17 protein-coding genes and 1 other RNA gene are annotated in these 17520 nt (G+C 56.3%); 7 read left to right on the forward strand and 11 right to left on the reverse strand.

The window, feature by feature from the left end; genetic code table 11:
• Window positions 1–14: 14 nt before the first annotated feature.
• From mraY to rnpB, 8 genes are all read right to left on the reverse strand, one after another.
• On the reverse strand, window positions 15–1100 hold the full coding sequence (gene mraY / locus MFLA_RS11610) for a phospho-N-acetylmuramoyl-pentapeptide-transferase (RefSeq protein WP_011480493.1): 1086 nt from the start codon (window positions 1098–1100) through the stop codon (window positions 15–17).
• On the reverse strand, window positions 1091–2452 hold the full coding sequence (gene murF / locus MFLA_RS11615) for a UDP-N-acetylmuramoyl-tripeptide--D-alanyl-D-alanine ligase (RefSeq protein ID WP_011480494.1): 1362 nt from the start codon (window positions 2450–2452) through the stop codon (window positions 1091–1093). The genes mraY and murF overlap by 10 nt, the downstream gene beginning before the upstream one ends.
• Window positions 2449–3873, reverse strand: a complete 1425-nt coding sequence (locus MFLA_RS11620) for a UDP-N-acetylmuramoyl-L-alanyl-D-glutamate--2,6-diaminopimelate ligase (protein ID WP_011480495.1) — start codon at window positions 3871–3873, stop codon at window positions 2449–2451. Before MFLA_RS11620 ends, murF begins: the two co-directional genes overlap by 4 nt.
• On the reverse strand, window positions 3870–5621 hold the full coding sequence (locus MFLA_RS11625; protein ID WP_011480496.1) for a peptidoglycan D,D-transpeptidase FtsI family protein: 1752 nt from the start codon (window positions 5619–5621) through the stop codon (window positions 3870–3872). The genes MFLA_RS11620 and MFLA_RS11625 overlap by 4 nt, the downstream gene beginning before the upstream one ends.
• The gene (gene ftsL, locus MFLA_RS11630) at window positions 5618–5878 is read right to left on the reverse strand and encodes a cell division protein FtsL (protein ID WP_011480497.1); all 261 of its coding nucleotides are present in this window, start codon (window positions 5876–5878) and stop codon (window positions 5618–5620) included. The genes MFLA_RS11625 and ftsL overlap by 4 nt, the downstream gene beginning before the upstream one ends.
• Window positions 5878–6843 (reverse strand): 16S rRNA (cytosine(1402)-N(4))-methyltransferase RsmH, encoded by a 966-nt coding sequence (gene rsmH / locus MFLA_RS11635; RefSeq protein WP_011480498.1) that lies wholly within the window; start codon window positions 6841–6843, stop codon window positions 5878–5880. The genes ftsL and rsmH overlap by 1 nt, the downstream gene beginning before the upstream one ends.
• Complete coding sequence (gene mraZ, locus MFLA_RS11640) at window positions 6840–7286, reverse strand: division/cell wall cluster transcriptional repressor MraZ (protein ID WP_011480499.1); 447 nt, start codon at window positions 7284–7286, stop codon at window positions 6840–6842. Before mraZ ends, rsmH begins: the two co-directional genes overlap by 4 nt.
• 374 nt (window positions 7287–7660) lie before the next feature.
• Window positions 7661–7965, reverse strand: an RNA gene (gene rnpB / locus MFLA_RS14200) — RNase P RNA component class A.
• A 142-nt stretch (window positions 7966–8107) separates the two neighbouring features.
• Between rnpB and MFLA_RS11645 the strand changes: the two genes are divergently transcribed.
• Window positions 8108–8869 (forward strand): PEP-CTERM sorting domain-containing protein, encoded by a 762-nt coding sequence (locus MFLA_RS11645; protein ID WP_011480500.1) that lies wholly within the window; start codon window positions 8108–8110, stop codon window positions 8867–8869.
• A gap of 67 nt (window positions 8870–8936) precedes the next feature.
• Here the strand turns inward: MFLA_RS11645 and pyrC are convergent, their stop codons facing one another.
• Together pyrC and rsmI are read right to left on the reverse strand one after the other, a co-directional pair.
• Window positions 8937–9974, reverse strand: a complete 1038-nt coding sequence (pyrC, locus tag MFLA_RS11650; RefSeq protein ID WP_011480501.1) for a dihydroorotase — start codon at window positions 9972–9974, stop codon at window positions 8937–8939.
• Between the two features lie 31 nt (window positions 9975–10005).
• The gene (gene rsmI, locus MFLA_RS11655; protein ID WP_011480502.1) at window positions 10006–10851 is read right to left on the reverse strand and encodes a 16S rRNA (cytidine(1402)-2'-O)-methyltransferase; all 846 of its coding nucleotides are present in this window, start codon (window positions 10849–10851) and stop codon (window positions 10006–10008) included.
• A 51-nt stretch (window positions 10852–10902) separates the two neighbouring features.
• Here rsmI and MFLA_RS11660 point away from each other — a divergent pair, with 51 nt between their 5' ends.
• The 6 genes from MFLA_RS11660 to MFLA_RS11685 all read left to right on the forward strand — a co-directional run bounded on the left by MFLA_RS11660 (window position 10903) and on the right by MFLA_RS11685 (window position 16087).
• Window positions 10903–12486 carry a penicillin-binding protein activator gene (locus MFLA_RS11660; protein WP_048811720.1) on the forward strand — a complete coding sequence of 528 codons (1584 nt, stop codon included), beginning with the start codon at window positions 10903–10905 and terminating at the stop codon, window positions 12484–12486.
• Entirely contained in the window at window positions 12483–12824 is a 342-nt protein-coding gene (locus MFLA_RS11665) for a YraN family protein (RefSeq protein ID WP_011480504.1), read from the forward strand. The genes MFLA_RS11660 and MFLA_RS11665 overlap by 4 nt, the downstream gene beginning before the upstream one ends.
• Before the next feature lie 30 nt (window positions 12825–12854).
• Window positions 12855–13448, forward strand: a complete 594-nt coding sequence (locus MFLA_RS11670; protein WP_011480505.1) for a phosphoheptose isomerase — start codon at window positions 12855–12857, stop codon at window positions 13446–13448.
• 1 nt (window position 13449) lies between these two features.
• Entirely contained in the window at window positions 13450–14034 is a 585-nt protein-coding gene (locus MFLA_RS11675) for a BON domain-containing protein (RefSeq protein WP_011480506.1), read from the forward strand.
• 83 nt (window positions 14035–14117) lie between these two features.
• On the forward strand, window positions 14118–14441 hold the full coding sequence (locus MFLA_RS11680; RefSeq protein ID WP_011480507.1) for a DUF3579 domain-containing protein: 324 nt from the start codon (window positions 14118–14120) through the stop codon (window positions 14439–14441).
• 110 nt (window positions 14442–14551) lie between these two features.
• The gene (locus MFLA_RS11685; protein ID WP_011480508.1) at window positions 14552–16087 is read left to right on the forward strand and encodes a hypothetical protein; all 1536 of its coding nucleotides are present in this window, start codon (window positions 14552–14554) and stop codon (window positions 16085–16087) included.
• Window positions 16088–16144: 57 nt separating this feature from the next.
• On the opposite strand, the gene MFLA_RS11690 is transcribed toward MFLA_RS11685, so the two are convergent.
• The gene (locus MFLA_RS11690; RefSeq protein WP_011480509.1) at window positions 16145–17404 is read right to left on the reverse strand and encodes a sensor domain-containing phosphodiesterase; all 1260 of its coding nucleotides are present in this window, start codon (window positions 17402–17404) and stop codon (window positions 16145–16147) included.
• Between the last annotated feature and the right edge of the window lie 116 nt (window positions 17405–17520).

Raw genomic sequence — 17520 nt, forward strand, 5'->3', positions numbered from 1 at the left:
GTTCGCCTGTTGCCTCATCTCAGTTTCAGTGTAGAGAGACCGACCAGGACCAGCATCATGGTGATGATCCAGAACCTGACTACGACTTGCGTTTCTTTCCAACCCTTGAGCTCGTAGTGGTGATGCAAGGGCGCCATGCGGAATATTCGCTTGCCCGTGAGCTTGAACGACCCAACCTGCAGCATCACCGAAATCGTTTCCATCACGAACACCCCTCCCATGATGAACAACACGATTTCCTGGCGCACGATCACGGCCACTGTGCCCAGCGCAGCTCCTAGCGCCAGCGCACCGACATCGCCCATGAACACCTCCGCCGGATAGGCATTGAACCAGAGGAAGCCCAGGCCCGCCCCGCCGATCGCCGCACAGAACACGGTGAGCTCACCTGCCCCGGGCACATAGGGCACGCCAAGGTACTTGGAGAAGTAAAGATGGCCCGCCACGTAGGCAAACACTGCCAATGCACTCGCCACCATCACGGTGGGCATGATCGCGAGGCCATCCAGCCCATCGGTCAGGTTGACTGCATTGCTGGTGCCGACAATCACGAAATAGGTCAGCACGATGAAACTCACCGCACCCAGCGGCAGCACGAGATGCTTGAAGAACGGCACGATCAGTTCAGTCTCGGCCGGCACCGTCGCGGTATGGAACAAATAGGCTGCAACACCCGCACCTATCAATGATTGCCAGAAATATTTCGCCTTGGCCGACAAACCCTTGGGGTTGCGATAGACCACCTTGCGCCAGTCATCAACCCAGCCGATCACGCCGAAGCCCAGGGTCGTGATCAGCACCACCCAGACAAAGCGGTTGGAAAGATCAGCCCAGAGCAAGGTCGAGATGACAATCGCGATGAGGATCAGCGCCCCGCCCATGGTCGGGGTGCCCGCCTTCACCAGATGGGTTTGCGGACCGTCATCGCGCACGGATTGCCCCACCTTGTATTCAGTCAGCTTGCGGATCAGCTTGGGGCCTACCAGAAAAGAAATCGTCAACGCCGTCAATGTCGCGAGGACGGCGCGCAGCGTAATGTAATTGAACACATTGAAGCCGCGAATATCCTGGGCCAGCCAACGGGCAAGTTCTAGCAGCATGATGGTTTCTCCTTTTGATCTTGCAGCAAGTCGATGACGCGCTCCATACGCATGAAGCGCGACCCCTTGACCAGCACCGTCGTATCGGCATCCAATGCCGGCAGCAGGGCTGCCGCCAGGCCTTCCACTGTCTCATGATGGCTGGCACCAGGGCCGTATGCTTCCACGGCCCCGGCAGATAAACGGCCCAGTGCATGCAGGGCGTCCACGCCTGCCGCCTTGGCATACGCGCCCAATTCGGCATGCAATGCCGCTTCGTTCTCACCTAGCTCGCCCATGTCGCCCACGACCAGCAGCCGCTTTCCAGAGTGGCTGGCAAGTACGTCGATCGCGGCACGCATCGAAGCGGGATTGGCGTTGTAAGTGTCATCGATCAGCAATGCGCCGTGCCTGCCGGGCTTGCGCTGCAACCTGCCCTTGACGCCGGCAAAGCCGGCAAGGCCCTCGGCAACCGCATCCAGCGACACGCCCATGGACAAGGCGACGGCTGTGGCGGCCAGTGCATTCCTGATGTTGTGTAGACCTGGCACAGGCAAGTGCAATGCGCGTTCGCCTGCTGGCGTACTCAATTGCAGGTCGCATCCTGCGGAGTGCAGCGCATACCCCGCTGTCACATCTCCGGCATTGAGGCCGAAACGCACGATGCGGCGCCGCCCTGCCAGGGATTGCCATAGACCTGCAAATGAGTCGTCGGCATTGATCACCGCCACACCATCGTCGGCCAGGCCCTCGAAAATCTCGCCCTTGGCTTTCGCCACGCCCTCGACGGAACCCAGGCCGCCCAGGTGGGCAGCAGTCGCATTGTTGATCAGGGCCACGTCCGGGCGGCCGATTCGGGTGAGGTAGCTGATCTCGCCAGCATGGTTCATGCCCATTTCCACCACGGCATAGCGATGGCGTTCATGCAACCTCAGCAGTGTCAGCGGCAGGCCGATGTCATTGTTCAGGTTGCCCTGGGTCGCAAGCACGGCATCATCCGCGCCTGCCGCAACCCGCAGGATCGCGGCCAGCATTTCCTTCACGCTGGTCTTGCCATTGCTGCCGGTAATGGCCGCCACAGGAATGCTGAATTTACTGCGCCAGTAAGCGGCCAATTGCCCGAGCGCAAGACGGGTATCCTCAACCAGGACGGCGGGCGTTGCACCGACATCATGGGAAAGCAGCACAGCGGTCGCCCCTTCGCTCAATACCGCCCTGGCATAATCGTGTCCATCAAATCGCTCTCCCTTGAGCGCCACGAACAATTGTGCCGGTTCCAACTTGCGGCTATCTGTACCTACCGACTGGATCAGTACATCCTGACCGACCAGGGTGCCGCCCGTTGCCTTGGCGATTTCAGACAAATACATCATGTGGCAACTCCTAGTACCTTGGCCGCCACCTCAGCATCGTTGAACGGATACCGTACACCCGAGACTTCCTGGTAATCTTCATGCCCCTTGCCTGCGATCAGCACGACATCACCCGCCTGCGCCGCCCTGATCGCCTGGGTAATGGCCTGCTCCCGATCCGGCTCCACCTGGGCCGGGCCATGCAAGCCAGCCACCACTTCGGCAATGATCTCCTTGGGGTCTTCGTTGCGCGGATTGTCCGAAGTCACGATCACTTTGTCTGCCAGTCTTGATGCGACTTCTGCCATCAGCGGGCGCTTACCTTTATCCCGGTCTCCACCGCAACCGAATACGCAAATGAGGTTGGCCTTTGCCTGCTCGCGCAAGGCATTCAGCGCCTTTTCAAGCGCATCAGGGCTGTGTGCATAATCCACCACGACCAGTGGCTGACCACCGCCGCCCAGTTGCTGCATACGCCCGGGTGCTGGCCGGATGTCAGCCAGGACGCGCACCGCATCTTCGAGAGCAACTTCCGAAGCAAGCAATGTCGCCAATACGGCGAGCAGATTGCTGGCATTGAAACGCCCCACCAGCTTGGCATGCACCATGGCTTCACCCTGCGGGGTGTGCACCTGCATATGCAGGCCCTCTGCATCGAAATGCAGATCATGACCGCACACGTCTCCGCCGCTCAATCCATAGCTCAGCACATGCTTGCCCTTGGCCTTGAGTTCGCTCAGTAAAGCCCGGCCAAAGGCATCGTCCTGATTGAGAATGGCGGCTTGCACGCCGCCGAAATGGAATAATTTGCGCTTGGCGTCGGCATAGCTGGCCATGTCGCCGTGATAATCCAGATGGTCACGCGTCAGGTTGGTCAGCACGGCGACCTTGAAATCGATGCCATTCACCCGGCCCTGGTCCAGCCCGTGCGATGAAACCTCCATTGCCGCCACTTCTGCCCCCGCTTGCAGGTAGTCGGCAAGCATGGATTGCAGCAAGATGGGGTCCGGCGTCGTGTTCACCGCAGCAGACAGGGCATCCGGAAAACCGTTGCCCAGGGTGCCGATCACCACCGCCTTGCGTCGAAGGGCGTTGAATGCCTGCGCCAGCCAATGGCTGCAGGAGGTTTTTCCATTGGTACCGGTCACACCTATCATCCAGAGCTGGCGAGACGGGTGGCCGTAGAATTGCCCGGCAATGGCGCTTGCCTGGCCGCGCAAACCTGTTACTGGCTGGTGATCAACGGTCCATGCAGGATTCCAGTCGAATCCCTCCTGCTCCCATATCACGCCTGTTGCCCCGTTGGCGATGGCCTGTGCAATGAAACGGCGCCCGTCGGCCTGCTCGCCAGGATAGGCAAGGAACAGGCTGCCGGCGGAAGCCCGGCGGCTATCGGAAGTCATGCCGGTGAAATGGTGACGATCAATGTTGAGCAGGCTCATACCACCTCCTTGATCTCAGGCAGGTCGTCGACCGGGATCACGACATTGTTGTTCGGCGCATCCTGTGGAACTGCCAGCATGCGCAACGCGCCCGACATCACCTGGCTGAATACCGGGGCGGCCACCGTCCCGCCGTAATACTTGCCAGCACTGGGATCGTCGATCATCACGGCAATGATCAAGCGCGGGTTGGAAGCAGGCGCAAAACCGACAAACGAAGACACATAATGGTTTGCCTGGTAGCCGCCAACGCCGGGCTTATGCGCTGTCCCGGTCTTGCCGGCGACACGATAGCCCAGCACCTGCGCCCGCGGGGCAGTCCCGCCAGGCTGGATCACCGTCTCCATCATGTCGCGCAAGTGGCGCGCGGTTTCAGGGGTATACACCTGATGCCCGACGGGAGGCTCCTTGAGCTTGAGCAGGGAGACCGGCAGCAATGCGCCGTCATTGGTGAATACGGTATAGGCACGCGCCAGCTGCAGCAAGGTCAGGCTGAGGCCATGACCATACGACATGGTGGCCTGCTCGATCGGACGCCAGGTCTTGTAATTGCGCAATTTACCTGAAGCCTCGCCGGGAAAGCCAATGCGCGTCGGAGCACCCAGGCCGATCTGGCTATAGATACTCCACATATATTGTGGCTCCAGGCTCAGCGCCATTTTTGCCGAGCCGATATTGGATGACTTCTGGATCACCTGCGCAACTGTGAGCATCCCTTGCTGATGGGCATCCCGAATCGTTGCCCTGCCAATGCGCATGACGCCTGCGGATGTATCGATCAGGGTATTAGGCTTGTACTGTCCGCTGTCGAGCGCCGCGGCTGCAGTAAACGGCTTTAGCGTCGAGCCGGGTTCGAAGGTATCGACAATTGCCCGGTTGCGCGACCGCCCTCCCGCGAGGTTCACAGGATTGTTCGGGTTATAGCTGGGAACATTGACCATGGCCAGCACCTCGCCAGTCTTGGCATCCAATACTACTGCAGAGCCTGCCTTGGCTTTGTGCTCTGTCACCGCCGCGGCCAGTTCCCTGTAGGCCAGGTACTGGATCTTGCGGTCGATGGAAAGTGTCAGGTCACGGCCATCCTGTGGCACCTTGACGGCCTCAAGATCTTCGACGATGCGGCCTTGCCGGTCCTTGATCACCCGGCGGCTCCCTGGCTTGCCGGACAACCACTGCTGGAAATGCAGCTCGAAGCCTTCTTGGCCATTGTCATCAATGCCCGTAAAGCCGACAATATGCGCAGTCACCTCTGCCGCAGGATAATACCTACGGTATTCTCGCTGCATGAAAACCCCAGGGATGCCGATACGCATCACTTGTGCCGCGACCTCTGGCGGCAAGCGACGCTTGAGGTAAACGAATTCACGCTGGGTATTATCGAACTTGGACTGGATCGCTTCCGGCTTGAGTTTGAGGATTCCAGCCAGCCTGGACAATTGTTCAGGTGTCATTTTCACATCGGGCGGACTGGCCCAGATGGACTCCACGGGCGTGCTGATGGCAAGGGGCTCACCATAGCGGTCGGTAATCTTCCCCCGATGCGCTGGCAAGCTCAGCGTACGACTATAGCGTGCTTCACCTTTCTGCTGGAGAAAGGACTTATGCACGCTCTGTAAATAAACACTGCGCACCAGCAGTATGGCAAATCCGCACAATACCAGTGCCAGCAGTAAACGGCGGCGCCAAACGGGCAGCCTGACCATGAGCCGCGGCCTGGATCCTACGCGCATGCGCATCGAACTCATCATGGCGCCACCACCTGTATACGACTTGGGTCGGGCACCTGCATATTCAAGCGGCGCTCGGCGATCTGCTCGATGCGGGAATGCATGGCCCAAGTGCTCTGTTCCAATTGCAGCTGGCCCCATTCGATCTCGTATTGCTTGGCCTCATCTTCTTGCTGCTGCAGCTCAATATAAAGCTTGCGCGCCTTGTGCTGGGACGTAATAACGCCTAGCGCAGCCGCTATCACCACCAAAAAAAGGATCAGGTTGAGCTTCACCATTACAGCACCGCGGTTCTCTCGGCGACTCGCAACACTGCGCTGCGCGAGCGTGGGTTGCGCCTGACCTCATCTTCACTCGGACGCACTGCGCGGCCAATTGCCACCAGGCGCGGCTGAGGAAGATCGCTGGCACGCACCGGGAAATGTGCAGGCAGGTTATCCCGATCCTGCTCGCCACGAATAAAGCGCTTCACGATCCGGTCTTCCAGCGAGTGAAAACTGATCACGGCCAAGCGCCCTTGTGGTGCCAGCAGCGACAGACACTGAGGAAGAGTCAGCGACAATTCCTCAAGCTCCTGATTGATGAAAATCCGTAAAGCCTGAAAGGTGCGCGTCGCCGGATCTTGGCCAGGCTCGACTTTTGGGACCGCGCCTGCCACGATCTTGGCAAGTTGTCCGGTAGTGGAGATGTCCATCCCTCCTGCGCGCTGCGCAACAATCGCCCTTGCAATCTGTTTAGCAAACCGTTCTTCACCATATTCCTTGATTACCCTCGTCAGTTCCTGCTCCGTTGCAGTCGCGATGAATTCCGCAGCCGTCTGCCCACGGCTTTGATCCATGCGCATATCGAGCGGGCCGTCAAACCTGAAGCTGAAGCCGCGCTCGCCCTCGTCGATCTGCGGAGATGAAATCCCCAGATCAAGCAACACACCATCTACTTGTTGAATATTCAGACTCGCCAGCACTTGTGCCATGGCAGCAAAATGACTATGGACAATCTTGAAGCGTGCATCCTGGATACCCTGTGCAGCCTGAATGGCTGCGAGATCACGATCCAGCGCCACCAAGCGACCTTGCGCCCCCAGCTTTTCCAGTATCTTGCGGCTGTGTCCGCCCCGGCCAAATGTGCCATCCACATACACGCCATCCGGCTTGATTGATAGCGCCTCTACTGCCTCTTCCAACAAAACCGTGACATGCTGAGAAACTTGGGCGGCGGGCACATGGCTAATGCCTGCACTCACAGCGAGAAGCCCTCCAGTTCGTCCGGCAGCTCCACACTCTCAGCGGACATGACCTGCTGCAGCTGGGCCCGCCAGGCCTCCATACTCCAAAGTTCGAAATGAGAGCCCTGCCCCACCAGCATCACCTGCTTTTCAAACCCGGCAAATTCCCTGAGCACAGGAGAAACCAGCAGCCGGCCAGCACCGTCCAGCTCGACATCTTCGGCGAACCCGACCAGCAAGCGCTGCAGGGCACTGGATTGACGGTCAAAACTGGAAAGCGCCATGATCTTGGACTGGATAGGCTCCCAGGCAGGCAAGGGATACAAGAGCAGGCAGCGATGAGGATGGGCAGTCAGGACCAGATTGCCTTCGCTCTGAGCGTGCAGGGCGTCACGATGCTTGGCTGGCACCGCCAGCCTGCCTTTGGCATCCATATTTAAAGACGTCGCACCGCGAAACATGAGGTCCCTTGACCGATGCCAGCGTGAAAACCCCTGGATCGGCATTAAATTTTCAGATCGGGAGGTGGGCTATCTGCCAAGCATACGGAGACGAGCAATCAACCTGGCCCGCAGATAACCCACAAAACTCCACTTTTCTCCACTGACACCCACTATAGATAAAAAAAAATGGCAATGCAAGGGCTTTTTCAGGGTTTTTCCTTTACGGGACAATGACTTATAGGATTTTTATAATAAAATTTTTATCCTTAAGAAATAAGGAGATAGGGGACTTAGTGAAAGTTCTTTGTTAGAAATCTTTGGGAGATAACTGAATCTTGGTAACGGGGGAATGAGATAGAGCAGAAAATGCAATATTGACGATCAATCATCAAGAATGAAGCTGGCCGGTAAGCCGGGTTCTGTCCCCGCAAAGCGGGTGGCAGCCATTCATCTAGGCCTGGCGTTGCCACCAGGCTCAAGCGACCTACCCGGTAGCGGCGCGAGCCACGCCATCGCTACCCTATTTGGCCTTGCTCCGGATGGAGGTTACCGCGTTTCACGTCCACCTTGCGGCTTACTCGTCTCTGTGGCCCTGTTCCTCGCCTCACGGCGTACGGCCGTTAGCCGTCATCCTGCTCTATGGAGCCCGGACTTTCCTCCCCTCGCTTGCGCGAGCGGCGGCTGCCTGGCCAGCTTCGATGCGCATTTTATCATGCCAGCCAGATTTCTTTTTAAATCAATCCAAAACGATTAGTGCCTGCGGACTATTTCCCATGGTTGAATTTAGGTATATGGTCGAAAAGTAGTTTAAATATTCTTAAAAATAAGGGAGCTCAACTATGAAAACAATGCACTATCTGGCAGCTATCGCGATAAGCAGCCTCTTCTCGTTAACGAGTCACGCCGAACTGAAAGGCACACTTTACTATCTAGAGCCGCACGACACCATCAGCAGCACTGACAGTGTAATAGTGAACATGCGACTGACCCTGAATGATGACTCAGATACACTGAACATTAACGGTGCCGATCCAAATGCATGGCTTGATTTTGTAAATGCGCAGCTACCTCACCACTGGGATCAAGAGCTTGCCAGCATCCAATTTGTCAATATTGATTATATGGGGATAGGCGCTTGGCGCGCCTGTGGAGGAGGCACATTTACTACCCATTGTGATGATGGCCCTCCATATGATTTCAGCTTTACTACTCGTACACTGGCTGGTGATCATTTATTCGACCTGGACTTGCCCCTTGCACCAAGTGAAAGTCTAGACTTCACCTTTGGTTTACTCACCCCTAGCCATGGCCCAGTAGCAGCAGGCACTTACGAATCTCCTCGTGAAGGACTCGCTTTACAATTCTATGGTTACACAGCAGATGATTATGATGAGTACGGCAATTTGCGGTTAGATGATGATGGCTGGGTAATTGCCCCTAGAATGTTCTCCTATGATCTGGCAACCACCTGCCATGACTGCACATTCACTCGCACTGTAGTGGCAGCCGTACCTGAACCATCAAGTTATGCACTGATGGGGCTGGGTATGGGAATGCTAGCCTATTCGGGGCGCAGGAGAAAAGCGAAGGCTATTCAATAAAACAATTCATTCCGCTCAATACGAGGCGATTTTCCAACAAGGTCCACTGTTGTGGGCCTTGTTATTTTTAGTCTTTTAATCTCCAGGAAATATGGCTGCCAGCTCTCAGCGGAACCAGCTCATCCCCGGCAAACGGCAAGCTTGCAGGCACTTCCCACGCAGTTTTTTCAAGAGTGATCTTGTCCGTATTGCGCGGCAGACGGTAAAAATCCGGCCCATGGAAGCTTGCAAATGCCTCCAGCCTGTCAAGCGAGCCAGCTGCATCAAACACCTCGGTATACAGTTCAATTCCGGCATGTGCGGTATACATGCCGGCACAGCCACAAGCCGCCTCTTTGGCGGACTTCGCATGCGGCGCGCTATCGGTGCCCAGAAAGAACTTTGGATTGCCGGAGGTCGCCGCCGCGACCAAGGCAAGTCGATGCTCCTCACGCTTGAGCACGGGCAGGCAATAATGATGCGGTCGGATACCCCCGTTGAACATGGCATTGCGGTTCATGAGCAGGTGGTGCGCCGTGATGGTGGCAGCGACGTTCTCCGGTGCCCCAGCGACGAAGTTGGCCGCATCCTTGGTGGTAATGTGCTCAAACACCACCCGCAACCCCTGGAATCGTTCCAGCAGCGGGACCATATTGCGCTCGATGAACACCCGCTCGCGGTCAAACACATCCACATCGACATCAGTCACTTCCGCATGCACCAGCAGGGGAATCCCGTGCTTTTCCATCGCCTCGAGCGCCTTGACGCAATGCCCGATGTTAGTCACCCCCGAGTCGGAATTGGTGGTCGCCCCGGCAGGATAAAGCTTCACGCCATGCACAATACCGCTAGCCTTGGCGCGGTCAATCTCTTCTGCACTGGTATTGTCAGTGAGGTACAAGGTCATCAATGGCTCAAATCCTGACCCAGCAGGCATTGCCTGCATAATGCGCTCACGATATGCATACGCCAATGCCGTGGTCGTCACCGGCGGACGCAGGTTGGGCATGACAATCGCCCGCCCAAAGCGCCTTGCCGAATCTGGCAGCACTGCAGACAAGGCTGCGCCATCGCGCAAATGAAGGTGCCAATCATCGGGGCGCGTGATAGTAATGGTAGTCGTCATGAAGCTCTCTATTCAATACATACTCATGAATTCAGGATTGCTTGAGGCTAAGCGCCAGCTCATAAAGTGCATTCTTCTTGGCACCGGTGATTTCCGTCGCTAGCTTGACCGCCTGCTTCAAAGGCAATTCATCCAGCAGCAGCGCCAATATTCGCTGCGACTCTGCATCAACCGGCTCAACCTCCCTTGCCGGTGCAGGCTCCACCAGCAGCACGAATTCACCGCGCTGGCGGTTGGCATCCTGCTCCAGCCACGCTCTAGCCTCCAGCAAGGGCAGCCGGTGGATGGTTTCAAAGGTCTTGGTCAGCTCACGCGCAATCGTCAGCATCCGCGATGGTCCCAGCACAGCCGCCATGTCTGCGACACTATCGAGCACCCGGTGCGGAGCCTCATAGAATACCAGGGTAACTGCCACATCCGTCAGGGCCTGCAGGGCCAAACGGCGCTGGCTACCGCTGGCAGGGAGAAAACCATGAAACTGGAAACCGGGCGTTACAATTCCAGCAGCACAGATCGCAGCAATGACCGCAGAAGCCCCCGGCACGGGCACGACCCTGACACCTGCTTCATGCGCCATTCCAACGACCAAAGCGCCTGGATCGCTGATGCCGGGCGTGCCAGCATCGCTCACCAGTGCAACAGATCCACCGGCCAACAAGCGCTGGATCAATTGCTCACCCGCCTTGCGCTCATTGTGCTCATGCACGGCCACCAGTTTTTTCTGAATGGCAAAATGCGATAACAGGCCGGACGTGTGGCGCGTATCCTCCGCCGCCACCACATCAACTGCCTTGAGCACCTCCAACGCGCGCAAACTGATGTCCTGTAGGTTTCCAATTGGGGTGGCTACCACATATAATGTTCCGCTATGATCCAACGACTCTTCGTCCTCCTGTATTTCACATGGGTATTGCTGCCAGGACAGGCCATGGCAGCCACCGCAACTGATACTACCCCCGAAGCGCGGTTCAAAGAAGGCATGGCCTGCCTGCAGGCCCAGGATATCGCTTGTGCGACCCTGGCGCTCAACCGAATCCCCAGCCAGTCTCCTTATGCAAAACTCCTGGCTGGCAATCTTGCGGCGGCACAACGGGATTCCGACACTGCCTTCCAATTGCTGCTGCCTTTGCAAGTCAACACCTCGCTCACCCGCGAAGCAGCCGCAAGTTTACACGCAAGCCTCGCACTCGCCTATGAGCAAGAGGCCGATCCTCTGCGTGCGCTGGAGCAGCGCGTAGCGGCAGAGCGCTTCATGGATGACGAACAGGAACGTGCAGAAAACCACAACAGAATCTGGGACATCCTAAACCGCTTGAACCGGGAAGACCTGATCAGCATCCGAGGTGAAAGTCCAGACACGGATATCCAAGGCTGGATCGATCTGGCACTGGCAGCCCAGGAGCCCGGCGGAAATGCGCTCAGGAATTGGTCGGATGTCTACCCTGGTCATCCTGCAAGCAATGGTTTCAGCCAAGCACTGCTTTCCAGCCACCTGGAAGCCCCAGCACCCATCCCAGCCACCATGGGGGCAGCCACTAGCGCCGATGGCAAGATCGGCATCATGCTTCCATTTGCGGTAGAGACCTACTATCCCGTTGCGGATGCAATCGAACAGGGATTTGCTGCAGCCCAGTCCCTGGCAGGAGATCAACGCGAGCTCACACTCTATGCCACCGACGGCAACCCCGCAAACATTGTTGCGACATACCAGCGTGCGGCCGATGACGGCATGCAAATGGTACTGGGGCCGCTGACGAGGGACGAGGTCACACGCCTGAGTCAGCAGCAGGCACTCAGCACTCCCACACTGGCGCTCAATCAGCCGGACAACATTCCAGGAAACACCCCCAACCTATATATCTTTGGCTTGTCCCTTGAGGTAGAAATTGCCCAGCTTGTCAGGATGGCACAACAATTGGGCATGCAAACCGCGACCATCGCGGCCGGCGCCAATCATTTAGCTGAACGCATGGCGCAAGCATTCAGTAGCGCGTGGAGCGACGCTGGCGGACGTATCACTCAGCAGCTGACATTTGACGAAAATAGCGACCCGGCTGAACTGCAAGCCAACATCGCATCCAACCCTTCCGACCTGATTTTCCTGGCGGCAAACTATGAAGAGGGCAGGGCCATACGTCCTTACCTCGACACTGCAACCCCTACATTCGCAACTTCGCATATATACGCAGGCATTCCACAGGATCCAGACAACGCCTCCCTCAATGCAGTGCGCTTCGTGGATATGCCTTGGCTGTTCGAACCTGACGCCCCTGCATTTTCAGACTTGCGGCCTGCAGCCTCCGCTTTGCCTCCCGGGGAAATGCAACGCTGGTTTGCGCTCGGGGCAGATGCCTACCATATCCTGGACCACATCAGCAAACACCCGCAGCAAGCGCATACCCTGCAAGGCCTGACTGGCAAAATCAGCATCTCCGCCGATGGCATAATTACCCGAGAACTCGCCAGCGGACATTTCAGTGCTCAAGGGATCGTGCTGGAAACCACGCCTTGAAACAACTGGGGGATGATGCAGAAGCCCTTGCAGAGCGCTACCTTATCAAGCAAGGTTTAGTGGTGATTGCCCGCAATTATCGTTGTCGCTTCGGTGAAATAGACCTGGTGATGAAACAAGGCGCAACCATTGTATTCGTCGAAGTCCGCATGCGGAGCCATGCTACGTTCGGTGGCGCGGCTGCCAGCATTCATGCTGCCAAGCGGCAAAAGCTGATCCTGACCGCCGAGCACTTCCTGCAGCGACATGGCAGCGCCCCATGCCGCTTCGATGCCATTTTGCTGAGCAAGCGTGACGCAGACGGAATCGAATGGATTCAGGATGCATTTAGCGCCTGACCGCCTTGCCCCTACTGACCTTACGACAATATGACTGATCTTCACCATCGAATTACTGCCCATTTTGAAGAAAGTGGACGCCTCAAGTTGGAGCTCGCAGAACTATTGGCTGCACCCATCGCCAACTCGGCCGAACTCATCGTTCAGGCGCTACTCAATGAGAAAAAAGTTCTGACTTGCGGCAATGGCGGCTCAGCCTCCAACGCGCAATATTTTGCGTCACGCATGCTCAATCGTTACGAACAGGAGCGCCCAGGACTGGCCGCCATCGCCTTGCCGGCAGATATCTCGACCCTGACCTCAATTGCCAACGACAATCATTTTGAACAGGTGTTTTCACGCCAGATTACCGCGCTAGGCCATCAAGGCGATGTGCTGCTTGCACTCAGCACCAGTGGCAGCTCCAAAAACATCCTGCGCGCGATCTCCGCCGCCAAGGATGCGGGAATGTACATCATCGCGTTTAGCGGTGGTGACGGCGGCGAGCTAGTGGAACTTCTCACCGAAGAAGACATCCATATCGGGGTGCCGCATGAGCACCCCGCCAGAATTCAGGAAGTTTATATGTTGACCCTGCATTGCATTTGCGATGCGATTGATTGTCTTTTGTTAGGAGTGAATTGATATGCGCGCACTTACCCTCTCCACCCTGGCTCCCCTGCTTCTGGCGGTGTCCCTTTCCACACAGCTGGCAGCATGCGTGCCTGCAGTGATTGGAGGAGCAGCTGCTGGCGGTGCCATGGCCGCCGACCGGAGGACCTCCGGCATCTACATTGAAGATCAAAATATAGAACTCAAAGCAAGACACGCCATCTCGCAGGAGCTGGGTGACAAAAACCATATCAGTGTCACCAGTTACAACCGGAATGTGCTGCTGACCGGAGAGGCCGTTGATGAAGCAAGCAAGCAAGCTGCTGAGAAAGCAGTGCGCGGCGTTGAGAACGTCCGCAATGTGATCAATGAAATCGTCATTGGCCCGAAGAGCACATTCAGTGAGCGAAACAATGACACCTACATCACTTCCAAGGTCAAGGCACGTATGGTGAAAGAAAACCGCTTCCCGCCAAATTATGTCAAAGTGGTCACTGAAGCCACCACCGTCTTCTTGTTGGGCCTAGTCACCCGGCAGGAGGCCGAGGATGCCGTGGATATCGCCCGCAGTACCAGCGGGGTAGGCAAGGTGGTCAAGGTATTCGAATATATCGATTAACAGCGGGGCAGTGAGCACCCAGCCAAACTATCCGGGCCGGTTGGGTGCTAGAATGCACTGATCATAGAGGCAATGGTTAAGTCATGGGCACGACAGAGAAATCAGGTATCAAGGAAATCATCATTCAAGGCTTGACCCGGGCAGGCAAACCGTTCAGGCCCAGCGACTGGGTGGACAGAATGTGCAGTACTTATGCCAGTTTCGGCGCTGATCGCAAACTTCGCTATTCTCCGTACCTCAAGCCCCGTGTCATCGAAGGGGTGCGTTGCCTGGCGGTCGATCTGAAGCTGAAGGACACCAACCCCGAAGGCTTCAACCAGCTGATGCATTTTGCCACTGAGAATCAGCTCAATATACTGGACGCTGAAGGCAATAGTATCGATGCAGCCCAGGTGACGGAAATTTAGGCAACTCATCAGCACGACTCCCGCGCCAGCATGGCCCTCCGGGCGCCACAAGGCAGTGACAAATCCACCAAGACTATTTACCATCCTCACTTTAAAGGGGGATTTAGGGAATGCTCTTGAATTTGAACGTGCCGGGATTGGTGGACCATCCACTGATTATTGCAGAAACCAAACCTGCAAAAATTACCAAGTTCCTGAATGCACTCCCAGTCACGAATATATTAGAAACCTCCCAGGCGCTGCAAGAAGAGTTAGAAATCCTCAATCGGCAGAAAGTCGCGCCAGACACCCGGGTCAAAGCACTGGAAACCTATCGCCCAGCCATCATCTCGGTAACGGAATCCCTTGCTGCACATTACTGCAGTGCTCCGCTCCCTCTGCCTGAGCAGGACAAGCAATATGCCATGCTGGCCAACATTTTGTGGACCGAGCTCGCTTATGGCTACAAACTCGCCCTGCTGGATGTCGAAGCCAGGCTATTTAAGCTAGGCGGTACAAAGCTTCTGACCCTATGCGTGCATCGCGCCATGGATGCCTTACGTGTCCAGGTAGAAATTTATTATGAAACCTACCGCGCGCAAGCGCCCTCCCTCTGGAGCGAATTGCACCAGCTTTACTTGTTGGGCGTAACGCGAAACTTGGCAGATACGATGATGGAAGACCCGGTACGCAATCAAACGCTACCCGCCAGCCACATTTACAAGCAGGCTCTGCTACTCAGCCTTGCAGACCCTCAGCATCTCTCCCAGAAAGACATCAAACTCACCTGCGATTATATTGCGCGCTTTGCCGGTCTTGCCCAGCTGCAGCGCCCGGAACCCATGGAAAATCCCGCTGCCATCTTCTTGGTATCAGGCAACCGTGACAAGCCGCCGGTACCACTGGGCAAGCGTCTACGGAAAGTGGATCAGGAGCACGATTTCTTTCTGCTGACCATGGATTTGGCGCGCCAAATCCACCAGCACATCAAGCAATGCCAGCTTGGCCCATTCCCACCGGAAGCGGGCCTACCCGAAAACGCAAATCAGCCACGCTATCAGGACCTGTTGACCTACCTGCTCCGGCACTGGGGAGCTGCTCCAAAACGCATTTACAATCGCACCCCAAAAAATGACGGCATCGAGCTGATCATCGGCTTACCGGCATTACATGCAACGCTATCCGGGAAGACATTGCCAGTCGCAGACAACACATCTGCCAAGCTACCGCGCAGCTCGCGCTGGCAGGCGCTCAACATCAGTGCCGGCGGCATGGCCCTGCGCAAACTGCCCGCAACAGAAGTCCACCTACACATTGGCGACTTGGTGGGCGTCAGGATCAGTCATGCCACCCATTGGGCCATCGGCGTGCTGCGATGGGGCAGCCACACGGAAAATCGTCATCTGGATATTGGCCTCCAGCTACTGGCTCCGGAAGCAAAACCAGTCAGCATGCGATCAACCGACGAACAGCTCACGCCGTTACTGTTGCTGCCAGAGATCGCCACCCTCAAACAGTCTCCTTCTCTGATCGGCGCTCCAGGCAGTTATAGCCCGGCCAGAATCATCGACCTGATACTGGAAGACGGCAGCAACAAACGTGTCATGATTACTCGGTTGATCGAACGAACCAATCAGTTCGATCACTTCCAGTTCAGCGCCTCATGAACACTCGCTGAGCATATCTCAAGCACTACAGTGGTGCACAAACATCACTAGAGTGCACTACTTTATGCCAAAACCCTCATCCACCCAATTGAAGTCAAAGCACAGTATGCTGACCTGGCCATGCAGCACAATCGCCATGGATAGCGTCACGCAAAGCTTACCTGTCGCGATCGAGAGATAAGGCCGCGTCATCTGCAACGAGCCCGGATTCTGCAAGGCCCGACGCAGATAAGGACGGCGCAGCCAGACGGCACCACTCCCATCGGCCAAAGGCCGGTAGCGCCGGTCCGTTGACATTTCAGCACGATCAGCCAGGTAACTGCTGCCAAGCTGTACCCCTTGCTGATCCAGCATATAGCAACGATCGGCCCCGTTCAGCAGCAATAACTTATGGAATGCCAGCTCCGGCAAGGCTCCGGCCTGTAGCTGCGCCACGGCCTGCATGAAGGCGCCGCGGTAATATGTCAGGCACTTTTGGCTCGCGTCCAAGGCGGAGGAAGCCTGGTACCGCTCAAACAATGAAAATATCTTGTTTTCACTCTGCGCTTCGTTGAGCGTATGGGCAGGCATGCCGAAATAATGCCCCTGAACCAGATCGACATCCGTTTCCATTGCCACCATGGCCTCTTCCAAGGTTTCTATGCCCTCAATCAATACCAGGCTGCCAGCCTCGTGGATCAGAGACACGATTCCTGGCAGTAACCGGCGCGCCATCGGCTTTTGCATGGCCTGAACGATCATTGAGCGATCAAGCTTGACGATGTCAGGCGATAATCGCCATATCCGTTCAAAATTGGACTGTCCTGCGCCAAAATCATCGATCGCCACCAGACAGCCCAGATCCTTGTAGAAACCGACAGACTCGGACAACTGCAGCTCGTCGTCGATCGCGCCCTCCATGATTTCCACCACCACCCGTTCAGGCGGCATGTCGTTCTCTTCCAATAGCTGCCGGAAAAAAGCACCATACTGCCTGCCCTGCACAATCACGCGGGGATCGACGTTCAGGAATAGCCAGTCTGCACTTTCGCGCCCCATACTGCAAAAATTACGTAAATGCAGGGCTCGCGACAGGCGATCCAGATGCACGATGCTGGCCTCGTCCCTGGCCAGGGAAAATATCTGATAAGGCGATACTTGCCTGCGCCCATCAATGGCGCGCAGCAACCCTTCGTAGCCGACTACCCGGCAATGCGACAAACTATAAATTGGCTGAAATGCGCTATACAGTTTTACATGCTCATAAGCGGCAAAAACCTTGCCATGCTCCCCAGGCTCGTCCAGGAACTGGAACTTCCCAGTCGTGTTTTTGGTCATCGATGAAGCCCTGTCCTAATATGTCATTGAGGCGATTCGCAGCGCGGATAACAAAAATCCATGCAGCTCAGCAATATCCATGCCTGCATTCAATACTTCACTTGCAGGATTTTTTT

This window comes from Methylobacillus flagellatus KT (assembly GCF_000013705.1).
GTDB classification, from domain to species: domain Bacteria; phylum Pseudomonadota; class Gammaproteobacteria; order Burkholderiales; family Methylophilaceae; genus Methylobacillus; species Methylobacillus flagellatus.

Bases quoted from the DNA above. Each gene is read 5' to 3' on its own strand.
- mraY (WP_011480493.1), bottom strand. From the start codon at position 1,100: ATGCTGCTAGAACTTGCCCGTTGGCTGGCCCAGGATATTCGCGGCTTC.
- murF (WP_011480494.1), bottom strand. From the start codon at position 2,452: ATGATGTATTTGTCTGAAATCGCCAAGGCAACGGGCGGCACCCTGGTC.
- MFLA_RS11620 (WP_011480495.1), bottom strand. From the start codon at position 3,873: ATGAGCCTGCTCAACATTGATCGTCACCATTTCACCGGCATGACTTCC.
- MFLA_RS11625 (WP_011480496.1), bottom strand. From the start codon at position 5,621: ATGATGAGTTCGATGCGCATGCGCGTAGGATCCAGGCCGCGGCTCATG.
- ftsL (WP_011480497.1), bottom strand. From the start codon at position 5,878: ATGGTGAAGCTCAACCTGATCCTTTTTTTGGTGGTGATAGCGGCTGCG.
- mraZ (WP_011480499.1), bottom strand. From the start codon at position 7,286: ATGTTTCGCGGTGCGACGTCTTTAAATATGGATGCCAAAGGCAGGCTG.
- MFLA_RS11645 (WP_011480500.1), top strand. From the start codon at position 8,108: ATGAAAACAATGCACTATCTGGCAGCTATCGCGATAAGCAGCCTCTTC.
- pyrC (WP_011480501.1), bottom strand. From the start codon at position 9,974: ATGACGACTACCATTACTATCACGCGCCCCGATGATTGGCACCTTCAT.
- MFLA_RS11660 (WP_048811720.1), top strand. From the start codon at position 10,903: ATGGCAGCCACCGCAACTGATACTACCCCCGAAGCGCGGTTCAAAGAA.
- MFLA_RS11670 (WP_011480505.1), top strand. From the start codon at position 12,855: ATGACTGATCTTCACCATCGAATTACTGCCCATTTTGAAGAAAGTGGA.
- MFLA_RS11675 (WP_011480506.1), top strand. From the start codon at position 13,450: ATGCGCGCACTTACCCTCTCCACCCTGGCTCCCCTGCTTCTGGCGGTG.
- MFLA_RS11680 (WP_011480507.1), top strand. From the start codon at position 14,118: ATGGGCACGACAGAGAAATCAGGTATCAAGGAAATCATCATTCAAGGC.
- MFLA_RS11685 (WP_011480508.1), top strand. From the start codon at position 14,552: ATGCTCTTGAATTTGAACGTGCCGGGATTGGTGGACCATCCACTGATT.
- MFLA_RS11690 (WP_011480509.1), bottom strand. From the start codon at position 17,404: ATGACCAAAAACACGACTGGGAAGTTCCAGTTCCTGGACGAGCCTGGG.